Source organism: Synechocystis sp. FACHB-383 (assembly GCF_014698605.1).
Classification (GTDB): Bacteria; Cyanobacteriota; Cyanobacteriia; order Cyanobacteriales; family Microcystaceae; genus Synechocystis; species Synechocystis salina.
Genome location: NZ_JACJTJ010000013.1, coordinates 36,323 through 50,051 on the forward strand (window position 1 = coordinate 36,323; position 13,729 = coordinate 50,051).

Genomic DNA, 13,729 nt, shown 5'->3' on the forward strand with positions numbered 1-13,729 from the left:
ATGGTGAGAGTTTTATAAACCTTGCAAAAGGGGAATTAAATTTCGTTTGCGGCTATGGGCTTTCATCAGTTGGCCCAGATAGTTTTGCCATTCAGGCGATCGATCCATTGCTTCGTAGCCTTTTTTGACCAGAGCCAATAATTCAGCCGCTCGATCGTAATATTTTGACTGTGCTGAATCCATAATTTCCTCCGCCCGGGGAACGCCATTGTCTATAACCCATTGGGGGTTAGATTTTAAAGCTAACAACATCACCTGGCGCAAAAGCTCTTGCTCCCAACGATCCAATTGGCTAGCCAGAACCATTGCCCCTCGTACATAATCACTGGCTAAGAAAATTCTGATCCGTTCTGCCCTAGTACTGTAGCTCCAGTCATCATCAAGGTTGAGTAGATGCTCAAATAGGTCATCTTTCAAAAATTGCCAGTCTTCCCCAGCGATTTTTACTAATTGGTGAAAATCGGCCAAGCAGGGCCGAACTTGTACTGCCTTCAACAAGCTTGCTAAATACAACTCCGGCTGTTCAGTTTCCCTGGCCAGTTCGGCGATCAATTTGAGCAATTCGTAGTCGTAGTTATCCTCTCCTTTTAAGGTCAATCCTAGGCGGGCAATGGTGATGGCTTCGGCCATAGCGCCCACTTCCACTAAGCCCTCTGCTATTTGCAAAGCTTGCTGTCCATTCTCGATTTGGTCAGCATTGGCCATTACTTCCTCAACCCGGTCGAGGTAAGCTAACATCCTCAAAAAATTTGTAATAGCTCCCGCCGCCATTGCTAGGGCAAGATATTCTTCGTATTTTTTTTGTTTTTTGAGCACCTCTAGACGTACTGCTAGTAGCGGGGTGTCTAGGCTTTCTTGTTCCTCTGGGGTTAGGTTTACCCTTTGACCCGGGGCCGCTAATACTTTCCGCAATGCAGGTAGTTCCCACATTTCGGCGATCGCCAGAGTGGCCAGGTCATAGTCCGGTTCCCCTCTTTCGCGCCATTTCTTCAATGAACGAGATAATTTACCCCTTTCTAAATCGGAAAAGTCGGCGGCGAGAATTAGTTCAGCCCATAGCTCGCTTATTTGATCATAGATGTCATAGCCATAAATGCCGTATTCGTACAATGTTGGCCATTCTCGTACACAGGTTTCTGTAATGACCGTTAAAGCGGCGATCGCCTCCCCCAATCTTTCGCCAAGTCCTAGATCTCGGACTTCATCAATCAAATCAACTATTTCTTCACAGGGTAACTCACTTTCATCTTCTCCTTCCCAATATTCACTTACCATTATTTCTGTTTCCCGAATGGCATCTCGTATCTGTCCACGGTAATAATTAGTGTCGATCAAGATATTGTTTTCAACTTTTTTTATATATTGTTTGCGAACTATTTTTTCAATTTTATTGAGTAATTTTGGTTCTTTTCCTACCAGAGCTATCATAATTTCTATAATCTTTTCCTTGTCTAAATCCCCTAACAATTCCGGTAAACTTGGTCGTTCCTGAACGGTGTGGGGACAACGACAGACATTTAAAAGAGTGGCAACAATATGCTTACACCAATCTCCATATTTATAGGGACAACTACACTGGGTTGAGATAACATTATTCCCCTCGAAATTAATACAAACATCGTAAATATAGCTTCCTCTGACCTGGGCTGTGATTAAATTTCCCCGTTTTATTAAGGATTCCACTGCCCCCTGTTGAAAATAGTCTGCTCCCCTCTGAAAGCTTTGAATAGTAGAACAATCGGCAATGTGCTGTTCCGAGATTTGAGGTAAATCAGTCATGCTCTAGTTGCTGTCATGGGCTTGTAGTTTACTTTGTTAAACTTAACCTTATCCGTAGCGGGATTGTACAGCACATAACTGCTCTGGCCCTGTTTCCGACCAACATTGCCAACTCCCACAATTCTCCGGGGGGATTTTCCTTGATCCTGGGGAGGTTGGGGGCCATCTAGGGTGGTCACCTGGGAGTGTAATTGTTGAGGCTCCACCCAGCACTCAAACATTAACCCCGATCGCCCACAAAAAAGGTTATTGGCATCGGCCCGAATTAGGCGATCGCAGAGGGTAATGGGGGCGGTTTCCGGGGTCAGTTCATCGGCATAGCTCACCGTACTACCGTGAATAAGTAAACAATCCAATTCATGGAAGCCAAAATGGAGGGTTCTCAACCATTGTACTAGTTCCCAATTGATACTTTCCCAGAGCAATTTAGCCCCATCGGTGCCTACTTCAGCAACTAATTCTGGTGCATCCAGGGAACCCTGCAGGCCGTGGAGATTGAAGCACTGTTCTTCCCACCAACCGAGACAAACTTGGGGAATTAATTCATCAGCCCTGGGAGACTGGATGCGGTCAATAACAGCCCGATTATCACCCTGTAAACCGACAAAATCCCCCAGAATATAGAAATCAGTGATGGCATCACTTTGGCTTTTAATATCGGCCAACACTGCCTCATAGGCCGCTAAATTTCCCTCAATGCCACTACAAATAGCCCAATAACTGTTGATCATTATTTTTCTTTATGCCGGAATCCGCCTTGAAATTTCTATGATTAAGGATGAATTTTTATCAACGTTGACAGACATGACTGGGATCGTCGGCCCGTTCTGCAAATTCCAGTCCCTGGGCCAATCGCCAAGCAAAAATTGGGGGTAATCCCTGCTCAATAATGGCGGCGCAGGTGCGTTGATAGTCGTAGGGCACTTCCCGCAGAGTTACAGCTTGGCTATCCGTGTCGTACAAAACATAGGTGGCATTGGGTCTGCCATGGCGAGGTTCCCCCACGGATCCAGCGTTGATAATCCGTTTCAGGGGCGTGGTGAATTGTTGATCTGCCTTACCTTCTGCGCTCTGGGCAACCCGCACAGAAATGGTTCCCCCCTTTAAATTCCGCACATAGGGGACATGGGTATGGCCACAAAATAGAACATCGGCTTCTGTGGCTAAAACCCTTTCCAAGGCGGCAAAACCATCCATGCTGGGCAGTAAATATTCGTGCTGGCTGTTGGGACTACCGTGGACAAAACAAAGGTTTTCTTCCCGCATAGTTAGGGGCAAGGTGGCTAGATATTCCCTCACTTCAGGGTGAATGACATTGTTCGTCCATTCGTGGGCCGCTCGACCCCGGTTTTCTGCCAGTACGGAAGGATAACTACATTCACAGGCATTGAGACCTTCCACAATGTCTTCGTCCCAACAGCCTTGGCAAGTGGGAATATCGAGGGAGCGGATCATTTCTACTACCGCATTGGGGTAGGGACCATAGCCCACTAAATCCCCCAGGCAATAAATTTGGTCGGCTTTGTGCTGATCAATGTCCGATAAAACGGCGTTGAGGGCTTCAAAATTACCATGGATACAGGAAATAACGGCAAGTTTCATCCGGCGATCGCCTCCTCTAGGGGATTAAAGTTTTTGTACTGTTGCTGGTAATGGGTCAGAATTTCATCGGCTAGGCATCCTTCCAGGAGGGTATCGGCAATCAATTTCTGATTTAGGTTCCAGCCCGCTAGTTCAATGCCACTGAAACGTTGGGGATGACCCTCCAACCAAGGCTCCAGGGGTAATTCGGTGTATTCAATCCCCGTCAGTCCTTGGACAAAATCAATGTAAAAAGCCCGACCGTCCGGCATTTCAAAAATTCCCTTTAACCGTTGTAGTTCCCCGTAGGCTCCCCCGGTTAATTCCGTGAGAATCATCTCTAGACTGGGGGGATCAAAAACAATTCCCGTTAACGGCGATCGCCATAAATTGGGCAAAGACTCTGGATTAGTTGGGGAAAGATCATTACCGGGGATAATCTCGTCGGCCCAACCATGCCATTCCGAATCCTTTAAAGAAGGGGGCAATACCGCCACACGACGATAGGGCAAAGGGCCAAATTGGGCTGAATTTAAATCAAGATGAAAGCCCAATTCACAGTAAACCACCGCCTCCGGGGGGACATTGGCTAACCAGGACTCTCCCCAATCGCCAGTAATGATTTGCACAGCGGGAAATGTATAGTTAATGCGAGCCAGATCAACGGAAATTGGCCCCAATCCTGGGGAAAAATAAAAAGTTGGGCAAGCTATGTTTTGCAATTGTTCAGTAATCCAAGTGGTTTTTCCCGTCCCCGGCGGCCCGGCAACAGCAATTAAGGAAGGCGATCGCATAAAAAGTGTTCAAAAATATCAAGGACAGAAGAAAGGAAAAAGCTAGTGGAAAGAAGGACTGTGGCGAATTAAGTTCATAAACTCATGGCGGGTTTTGGCATCATCAGCAAAAATTCCCTGCATCGAACTAGTCACTGTCCATGAACCAGGTTTTTGTACCCCTCTCATTACCATGCACATATGGGTTGCTTCCACCACCACCGCCACCCCTTGGGGTTGTAGTAACCCCTGTAGAGCATCGGCAATCTGGGCCGTTAGGCGTTCCTGAACCTGTAGTCTTCTGCCATACATTTCACAAATACGGGCAATTTTTGACAGGCCAATCACTTTGCCATTGGGAATATATGCCACATGGGCCCGGCCAATAATGGGCAAAATATGATGTTCACAGGAACTAAAAAGATCAATATCCCGGACCAATACCATTTCATTCGCATTTTCACTGAAAACGGCCCCATTCAAAAGTTCGTCCAAAGACTGCTGATAACCGGAGGTCAAAAATTTCAGCGCTTTAACTACCCGTTTAGGGGTGTCCCGGAGACCTTCTCGGTCAGGGTCTTCCCCCATGCCCAACAGTAATGTTCTAACAGCGGCCTGCATTTCCGCTTCAGAAACGGGGGGGTTAGCTTGGGTGGGAAGGGCGGAAATTGTTTGGTTAGCGGTAAGTTTTTGGGAAGGAATTAAAGCAGTCATGGATGATAAAAAAATAATTGGATAAAGGTAAAATTCGGCAATTTAAGTCAAACTTGCCAAGGTAGCGGGACTGGGATAGCAGAGTTCTAACTGTTGGTAAAGGTCGTCCCGGTTAAGATCCCGACCGATGAAGACGATTTGATTACCCGGTGCAGAACCTTGCCATTCTTCAACTTCTAACGTGCAGCGTTTACCACTGAGTTGAAAAATATATTTATTGGGACTATCAAGAAACCAAAGTAATCCCTTGGCTCGGAAAACATTACCGGAAAGATTTTCCAGAAAATTTTGAAATTCTGCCAACAAAAAAGGACGGTGACTATAGTAAGAAATGGAAATAAAGCCATCATTATCTAAGTGGGATGAGTGGTGATGGTGGTGTTCATGGTTGTGGTGGTCATGGCCATGGTCATGATGCTCAGGATCTTCCTGATCCCGTTGGTTTTGCTCAATTTCTTCTTCAATTAACCCTTGATAAATGTCTTTGTAGTTGCAACCAACATCCAAGAGTAACCCCAGGGGCACTTTCGCATTTTGACAACGGACAATGCGAGCATTTTCTTTGATTTCATTAATTTGAAATTCCAACTGATAAAGACTATCTGGGTTAACTAAATCAGATTTATTGAGAAGAATAATATCCCCATAAATAATTTGCTTGAGGGCGGCTTCACTCTCAAAATGATCTACGGTAAATTCCGAGGCATCCACTAGGGTAATTACAGAATCTAAGTGGGTAAAGTCCCTTAGTTCTGTCCCTAAAAACGTTAACATAATCGGCAAAGGATCGGCAATTCCTGTGGTTTCAATGACCAAATAATCAATCAATTGATTTTTTTCTAGCACATTGTAAACCGCTTCCACTAAACCATCATTAATGGTGCAACAAATACAGCCATTACTAAGTTGAACCATGTCTTGATCAACGGACGTCAGTAATTGACTATCAATGTCGATATCACCAAATTCATTGACTAAAACTGCAATTTTGAGATTTTGATTATTATTCAAAATATGATTTAGTAGGGTGGTTTTACCGCTACCTAAAAAGCCAGTGATGATAGTAACGGGCAAGCCTCTTTTGGGGATAATTAAGTCTGACGGTGAGGAATTATTCATGATTAAAATATCGATAAATGGTGATGGCAACCGTTTAAAATTCAATCCGCTTAGTGTGTAATTGCTGAGCAATATCCTTGGCAAAATAGGTCAAAATTAAGTCTGCCCCTGCTCGTTTCATGCTGATGAGGGTTTCCCGCACTACCTTTTTTTCGTCGATCCAGCCCCTAGCCGCCGCCGCTTTGACCATGGCATATTCCCCACTGACGTTGTAGGCTACTACTGGTAAATTAGTATGGGATCTAATCCGGCAAATAACGTCCAAATAGGCCAAGGCGGGTTTAACCATTACCATGTCCGCCCCTTCACAAATGTCCAAAGCCACTTCCTTGAGGGCCTCCCTACCATTGGCCCCGTCCATTTGATAGGTTTTCTTGTCACCAAATTTGGGGGCGGAATCCAAAGCATCCCGAAAGGGACCGTAATAAGCAGAAGCGTATTTGGCGGAGTAGGCTAGGATGCCGACATTGATCCAGCCTTCCGCATCCAAGGCTCGACGAATAGCTCCAATGCGGCCGTCCATCATATCGGAGGGGGCGACAAAATCGGCTCCGGCTTCCGCTTGCATCAGGGCCTGTTTGACCAATACTGCTACGGTTTCATCGTTGAGAATTTGGCCATTGGCTACAATGCCGTCATGGCCTTCACTGCTGTAGGGATCAAGGGCGACATCGGCAATGACAATTATGTCTGGACAAGTTTCCTTGATGGCCCGGATTGCCCGGGGAATTAACCCCTGGGGATTGTAGCTTTCGGTGCCACCATTGTCCTTTTTGTGGTCATCAATGAGAGGGAATAAGGCGATCGCCCCGATGCCCAATTGCCAAACGGTGCGAACTTCCTCTAATAATCGATCCAATGAGTAGCGGTAACAGCCGGGCATGGAAGGCACTTCCTGTTCTAAGTCTTGCCCTTCCGTCACAAAGAGGGGGTAAATTAGGTCCTCCACTCCGAGGGTATTTTCCCGTACCAGACGCCGTAGGGTGCCCGTCCGTCGTAATCGCCTCGGTCTTTGGGTGATGGATAAAGGGACAGGAGATTCCACTGAAGAAGCCTGAACGGGCATAGCAATGGCTGGGGCACTGGGAGTCATGGGCAACAGAAATGATAATGATTATCATTTTGATGATACCGCAGTGACTCTTAAATAGGAACCCAGGTTGATTGCTCCCTTGATAAAGCCCTGAACTGGAAGGGGTTTGAGCCCCAAAATTTTCCCTATTTACCCAGGGATAAATCCCACTGCTCCGACCCAAGCAAAATTCATTAACTTGGCGATCGCCGTCCTCCGGGTTTCCTTCAATCTAGCCATTGGCGCAGCAAATTGACGTAGGTCTTGTTGAGCAAATCAAACCCAATGGTTTTGCCAGATTGTTTGAACAATGACTTTTGTACTACATTTAAACGAAGCTACAACTTAATGCCCAAAACCTGGGTATGGGCCCCCCGGGCCTGGGTCACCCCAATGGTGCGTTCCGCCGCTTCAATCATGGGACGACGGAGGCTCACCACAATAAATTGAGCTTGTTGGGCCTGTTTGCGGACCATTTTGGAAAGTTTTTCCACATTGGCACCATCCAAAAACATATCCACTTCATCAAAGCCGTAAAAGGGAGAAGGGCGGTAGCGTTGCAGGGCAAAAATAAAACTCAGCGCAGTCAAGGATTTCTCTCCACCGGACATGGAACTGAGGCGACGCACTGGTTTACCCTTGGGATGGGCCACTAGATTCAAGCCACCGTTAAAAGGATCCTCCGCATCGTCTAACTGTAAATAGCCATCCCCGTCGGACAACTCGGCAAAAATAATTTGAAAGTTTTTATTGACTGCATCAAAAGCATCTTGGAAAGAACGACGACGTAGGGTGGTAAAGTTCTCAATTCTGAGCAATAATTCAGTCCGTTCCCCCGCAATGGTTTGTAATTTTTCGGACAATTCCCCTAGGCGGGCTTCGGTTTTTTCATACTCTTGCAACGCCAGCATGTTCACTGGTTCCATAGCTTCCAAACGCTTTTGTCCGTTGCGAATAGAGCGCTGTAATTCCTCTAAAATATTGGCAAAATCCAAGTTTGCTTCGTCCCGGTCCTGGAGTAGGGGAATTTCCGGCCAGGGATCGGGTAAATCTTGTTCTAATTCTCCCAATTGATTTTGTAATTGAGTTAAGTGTTCCTGGTATTCCTGTTGATTAGTTTGTAGCTTTTCCCACTGCCATTGCTGTTCTTGCTGTTGACTACGGAGTTGATTAAGTTGGGTTTCTAACTGGTCCCGTTCTTGTTTCGTACTACCCAGTTTTTCCGACAATTTTGCTAACTGGGTTTCCGTGGTTTGGATAGCCGCATTCATTTCTGCCAAAGCTATTTTTAACTGCTCCTGTTCCTGGGCAAGGGTTTGATCCTGGGCTTGGTGTTGGGCAATTTTTTCCTGGGCTTGGCTAATTTTTTCCTCTAGGCGTTGGCTACTGTTATGTAAATCTTTGAGGTGGTCTTCCCCCTGGCGTAACGCTTGCAGTTGATTTTGATACTCTGCTTCCACGGTGCGAATTTGGCCCTGGATAGTTTGCCATTGTTGATGGGTTTGGGAAGTTTCCAAAGCAGCCAACTGTTGCTGGGCGGAGGCTAGCTGTTGTTCTAAGGGCGGCAAAGATTGTTGCAACAAAGCTAAATTTTGCTGTAATTCTGCTAGCTTTTGCTGTTGATTAATTTGTTGTTGGTTAATTTCTGTTTGCTGTTGGCTAAGGCGAGTAATGTCCCGTTCCGTTTGCTCGCCGTGGAGTTGTACTTCCCTTTGTTGTTGCCGCATTTCCAGCAGTTGTTGGCTTAATTGCTTACTGCGAACGGTTCTTTCTAGTAATAATTCCTCGTTACGACCCTGGATCTGGTGAATGTCCTGTAACCGTTGACGTAATTGTTTGACTTCTGCCGTATCCTCACTGACCATGGTGCCAAACCGTAGCCCTGAGCGTTGATTACGACTGCCGCCACTCATGGCCCCGCTGGCTTCTAGTAAATCCCCCTCCAGCGTGACAATGCGATGTTTGCCGAGGTGGTTGCGGGCGTTAACCAAGCTATCAAAAACCAATGTGTTGCCAAAAACAAAGGCGAAAATGTCTGCGTAACGGCGATCGCCGTCGATTAAATTTACGGCCAAATCAATGTAACCCTGGGCATAACTGAGATTGGGATTTTGACCACGGGGGGGACGAATTTTATTAAGGGGCAAAAAGGTGGCCCTGCCGGCCTTAGCCTGTTTGAGGATTTCAATACCCGCCGCCGCCACGCCATCGTCTTCCACCACTAAAAAGCCTAAGCGTCCCCCGGCCGCAATTTCCAGCGCTAGCTGATACTGGGGCTCCACCTGACCCAACTGGGCCACTAAGCCGCAGACCCCAGGCAAATCCGACTGCAAAATCACTTTGGTGGCGTAGGTCCCCTGCACCTCTTGCTGGGCTTGGCTGGCCGCTTCTAATTTGTCCAATTGCCGTTGCTTTTCCTGTTGTTCTTTGAGCAAACGGGTTTGGGTTTCCTGGAGTAAACTCCGTTCCTGTTCCAGTTGGGCCAAATCGCTGGCCAGGGCTTGAATTTGGCTGGTTAAGGCTTCCCCCTCGGAGTTGAACTGCCCTTGGGCAACCCGTTTTTCTGCCAATTCTCCCGAAACCTTGGCCAATAGAGGGGTCAACTCGGCCAAATTAGTCAGCAATTGTTGTTGGCGTTCTTCTAGCTGGGCCAACTGACTGCGTTGGGGGATTAGTTCATCTTGTAATTGGTTGACAGTGCGGCTGAGCTGGGTTTGTTCCTGCACCCAAGCTTCTGAGGCAGAGGCGATCGCCTGGGATTGATGCCGGAGTTGCTCCAGGTGCTGTTGACTGGTTTGCACGACGGCTTCCAGTTGGGGCAAGGTTTGGGTGTTATGGAAGGATTTTTCCTGTTGAATTTGCAAAAACTGCTGTTGACTCTGGCTAATTTCCGCCTGAATTTTCCCCACCTGCTGTTGATGATCGGTGATTTGGCGATCGCCGTCGTTGTAGCGTTGCTGTAGTTGATCCCGTTGGGCTTTTTGGGTTGCTAACTGGGCCGCCACGGACAATTGTTCCTCTTCCCCCAGAGCCTTGACCTGGGCATTGAGCTTTTCTAACTCTATTTGTTGGGTTTGAATAGCTTGACTGCGTTGATCCAGGGCTTGCTGAATTTGAGTAGATTTTTGTTGATCCTGCTCTAATTGCCCCAATAATTTTTGCCGTTGTTGCTCCACCGCTTTGTACTGAATAACCTTGGCCCACCCTTGTTTTTCCTGTACCTGTTGCCGTAGAGCCTGATATTTTTCCGCCTTCTGGCGATCAGCAGCTAACCGCTCCAAGGTACGCTCCAATTCCGTCGCAATAATTTGACAGCGCTCCTCCCGGTCCTGGACCTCGCCTAAAGTCTCCTTAGTTTTGACAATTTTGCGGTCAAATTCCGCTACCCCCGCCAACTCGTCAATAATTTCCCGGCGCTCCTTCGAGTTCATGGTGATAATGCGGGTCACATCCCCCTGGAGGACAATGTTGTAACCTTCGGGGTAAATGCGTAGTTCATTCAACTGTTCATGGAGTTCCGCCACGGTGGCCGGCTCTCCATTGATGTAATAGTTGGAGGAGTAATTGCCCCCTTTGGTCACCTTGAGGCGGCGGGTAACAGTCCACTCTTTGGAAATGTTCGCTCCATTGCCGTTGCCATTATTGTTGGACTCTTGCTCAGATAATGCTTCCCCATCATGCAGCTCAAAGGTAACCGACACACTGGCTTCGGAACTGCCCCGCTTCCCCTTGAAGGTGTTATTGACCAAATCCGGCAGTCGTTCAGCTCGCATGCCTTTGGACGTGGCTAACCCCAGACAAAACAGTAACGCATCGAGGATATTTGACTTGCCCGAACCATTGGGCCCAGACACCACCGTAAACCCCGGCAAAAAAGGAATGGCGGTGGTTCCCCCAAAGGACTTGAAATGGGATAGTTCGATGCGCTTGACATAAACCATGGAGGCTGGGGACGGGGTAATTCAGGCCCTTCCAATCCTGACAGTGGCAAGGCCCAACGGCTCAATATATGCCCAATATACGATGCTTGGCGATCGCCGTCCGACGGAAATTGCCCACGGACTAATTCAGAGGGAGGGCTTTGGTGAGGGCACTGTGCACTGGACGAAGATATATGGGGGGCAAGTTTCCCAATTTGCGCTCAAATAAATATGGTTTCAGCACTGCGTCTAAAACAGTTGCCAATCCGTTGACCCCAACTGTTGCAAATTCTCTAACCGACGTTTGAAGTAACTGCTGTGGAGCCGACTGTAATCCGATAGCTTCAGGGTTTGTACATGAATTGCCCAAGACCAAATGAAAGCCGTCTGGGTTAACGCTTGTAGGCAGTTTTCCTCCAGCGCAGTCAGGGGAGCAATGGAGTTATAACCGCTCAAAAAAGCATCCCGAATATTGCGCCCCAGGCCTGATTGCATGGAAACCTGCAGAAATTTAGCAATATCAAAGGCTCGCCAACCCATGCCACACTGGTCAAAATCAAATAGCATCATCTGGTCTTCAGCGGTGAAATGTACATTGCCACTGTGGGGGTCTCCCCAACAAATAGTCCAATAGGGAGCATGGGTGGGAATGGATTTGAGTTGGGTTTTAATCGCCATGGAAATGTCAATCAGACAACGCCACTCCTCCAGCCGGTGGTGCAGGAAAGGAGCAATGGTATGGAGGGAGTCGTCTAATAAATAGCTGAGGGTGAGGGGAGGACGGTAGGCCGAAGGTCTGAACCGTTGGGCTGTTTGGTGCAGTTGAGCTAACATTTCCCCCAACAAAAATCCCTGGGTTTTATTCAAATCGCCGATCGCCACACCGCCGGGGGCATAGGGAAATAAACTAGCATAGCGTTTGCCTTCCGGGGCATTAATTTCCAGGGCATAACCCCCACCCCGATGCCTGAGGGGGGCGGCCACGGGCACTTCCCGGTCTGCTAAAAAATTGAGCAACTCCAACTCAAACTGAATTTCACTTTCTGTGCGCCAATGTTGGTGGGAAATGCGCAAAATATAATCGTCCGCTAGGGTCTCCACCAAATAAACATCACTCAAACCCCGGTGCCAAAACCGACAGCCCTTGGGCACTTCAATGTCGTAATGCTTAAACACCAAATTTGTTAGGGCATGGGGAGCCAAGGCGGAATAGACGCTGGGAAATGCTTCTCCCCCCACCGTTGATTTCGGGGCTGGATTAGGAGCCGGAAAGTCCACCACCGGGTTAATGTCCGGTAGGGCGGAAAGGGAGCGGAGTAGTTGCAGGGGGGGCATGGGGGTAGGGGGAGTGGTGAGGACGCAAAGCAGTCTCCTTTAGCTTAGGAAGGGAAGGGAAGGGGCTCCGTATTCTAAGCTACACTTCAGTTAGAGTTTGATTTAAGTGTTTGATGACCGCATAGTTGCCCGGGGGAAAATCATGGCCAATCGTACCCAAAGTCGTTATACCGATGTCCAAATTGCCACTTGGTTGAGGGGACTGCTGACCATTGCTTGGAGTGATGGGGACTTCAGTGAATCGGAGCAACAAATGATTACTGGCCTCACCCAGGAGATGGGTTTTGGCAACAAAGAAGATGAGGTCTTGTTCAAGACCATTACCCCGGCGGAATTGTTGGAAGGCTTGGGCAACGACAAGGAAACAGCGGAAAATTTCCTGCGTACAGCGGTGTTGGTGGCGATCGCCGACGGCCTTTATTCTCCAGTGGAAGGACGGCTATTACGGGAATTTAGTCAAGCCCTAGGGATAAAAATTGACGCCTTGGAGTCATTGGAACATACCATCTGTGATCCCAACGGCGATCGAACCGAAATGGAGGAACATCCCCATCCCGATTTACTTCACCCCGTCAAGGACTGGCTGGACGCCATGGCCATCCAGGATCCTCGTTTGGCCCATTTCATTTGCCATCTGGTGCCCCCCCAATGTCCCTTCGAGCGGGATGTTAAACTATTTGGGCGCAAAATTGTTCATATTCCCCCCCTGTGCAAACTTAATCCCCTCTACGAACAGTTAATTGGCCTGAGGTTCCGGGCCCTTTCCTACCTGGCCGATGACTGCCAAGAGGACATCACTCCTTATATTTGAATCCTATTTCATTTCTTTTGGTCGAATTGTTGGAAATTTTCGGAATTTTTCCCTTTTGGGCTGATTAATTCCGTCCATTTCCCTCCGACTCGTTGCGCTTAAAAATTAATAACGTTTAAAAGTTAACCATCTCCCCAACCTATGGAAGTGCAATTTCGGGAAGTAAATCCCTTTGACTTTTGGATCTGGCTAGAATTCGAGACTAATCCTGCCCCAGCGGAGCAACAATATGTGGAAGAATTGTTTGCTTCTTGGTTTTACCTAGGCAAACTAGGGGGTTTTAATGCGGAAAATCTTCAAGTACAGGATACGGGCATTGACCTGAGTTATTTGGACTATGACAGTGCTAATCTTCCTAGTTCCATGATGGCCCCCATGCATAATATGGCGGACTTCCAATACCAAGACCACTGGGGCCGTTGTTGGTTTGACTTGGGCACTAGCGACCTCATTGCCCTGGATGTGTTGATTAATGCACTGTACCAGCTTTCCCTCGATTACGTACCCATTCGCCGTTTAATTGTGGGGGGAGTAAATGAAGATTGGCCCGTTGGCGATCGCCAGGATGACCGCTTCGACCAGTTCGAAGATTTTGACCACAATTAGGTTCTCTCTGTCCCCATCA

General features: G+C 47.7%; 12 protein-coding genes. 3 read left to right on the forward strand and 9 right to left on the reverse strand.

The genetic code is table 11. From position 1 onward, the window contains the following. Positions 1-12 precede the first annotated feature (12 nt). From H6G45_RS02420 to smc, 8 genes are all read right to left on the reverse strand, one after another. Positions 13-1,779, reverse strand: coding sequence for an SWIM zinc finger family protein (locus tag H6G45_RS02420; protein WP_190596255.1), 1,767 nt, complete (start codon positions 1,777-1,779; stop codon positions 13-15). Next, complete coding sequence (locus H6G45_RS02425; RefSeq protein WP_190596258.1) at positions 1,776-2,510, reverse strand: metallophosphatase; 735 nt, start codon at positions 2,508-2,510, stop codon at positions 1,776-1,778. Before H6G45_RS02425 ends, H6G45_RS02420 begins: the two co-directional genes overlap by 4 nt. A 58-nt stretch (positions 2,511-2,568) precedes the next feature. Then, positions 2,569-3,381, reverse strand: a complete 813-nt coding sequence (locus H6G45_RS02430) for a metallophosphoesterase family protein (protein WP_190596259.1) — start codon at positions 3,379-3,381, stop codon at positions 2,569-2,571. Then, positions 3,378-4,154 (reverse strand): GTP-binding protein, encoded by a 777-nt coding sequence (locus H6G45_RS02435; RefSeq protein WP_190596261.1) that lies wholly within the window; start codon positions 4,152-4,154, stop codon positions 3,378-3,380. The genes H6G45_RS02430 and H6G45_RS02435 overlap by 4 nt, the downstream gene beginning before the upstream one ends. A 42-nt stretch (positions 4,155-4,196) precedes the next feature. Continuing rightward, positions 4,197-4,802, reverse strand: a complete 606-nt coding sequence (gene folE / locus H6G45_RS02440; protein WP_347338238.1) for a GTP cyclohydrolase I FolE — start codon at positions 4,800-4,802, stop codon at positions 4,197-4,199. A gap of 87 nt (positions 4,803-4,889) precedes the next feature. Beyond that, on the reverse strand, positions 4,890-5,966 hold the full coding sequence (locus H6G45_RS02445) for a GTP-binding protein (RefSeq protein ID WP_190596265.1): 1,077 nt from the start codon (positions 5,964-5,966) through the stop codon (positions 4,890-4,892). A gap of 34 nt (positions 5,967-6,000) precedes the next feature. Beyond that, the gene (gene hemB / locus H6G45_RS02450; protein ID WP_190596429.1) at positions 6,001-7,032 is read right to left on the reverse strand and encodes a porphobilinogen synthase; all 1,032 of its coding nucleotides are present in this window, start codon (positions 7,030-7,032) and stop codon (positions 6,001-6,003) included. 344 nt (positions 7,033-7,376) lie between these two features. After that, complete coding sequence (smc, locus tag H6G45_RS02455) at positions 7,377-10,979, reverse strand: chromosome segregation protein SMC (RefSeq protein ID WP_190596267.1); 3,603 nt, start codon at positions 10,977-10,979, stop codon at positions 7,377-7,379. Here smc and H6G45_RS02460 point away from each other — a divergent pair. Then, a complete protein-coding gene (locus H6G45_RS02460; protein WP_190596269.1) occupies positions 10,978-11,187 on the forward strand; it encodes a hypothetical protein in 210 nt (69 codons plus the stop codon). The genes smc and H6G45_RS02460 overlap by 2 nt on opposite strands. 20 nt (positions 11,188-11,207) lie before the next feature. Here the strand turns inward: H6G45_RS02460 and H6G45_RS02465 are convergent, their stop codons facing one another. Beyond that, positions 11,208-12,293: a phosphotransferase enzyme family protein gene (locus H6G45_RS02465; RefSeq protein ID WP_190596271.1), complete on the reverse strand. Its 1,086-nt coding sequence runs from the start codon at positions 12,291-12,293 to the stop codon at positions 11,208-11,210. Positions 12,294-12,435: 142 nt separating this feature from the next. Between H6G45_RS02465 and H6G45_RS02470 the strand changes: the two genes are divergently transcribed. Continuing rightward, entirely contained in the window at positions 12,436-13,104 is a 669-nt protein-coding gene (locus H6G45_RS02470; RefSeq protein ID WP_190596273.1) for a Mo-dependent nitrogenase C-terminal domain-containing protein, read from the forward strand. Positions 13,105-13,245: 141 nt separating this feature from the next. Beyond that, on the forward strand, positions 13,246-13,710 hold the full coding sequence (locus H6G45_RS02475) for a DUF3531 family protein (protein ID WP_190596275.1): 465 nt from the start codon (positions 13,246-13,248) through the stop codon (positions 13,708-13,710). Positions 13,711-13,729 lie beyond the last annotated feature (19 nt).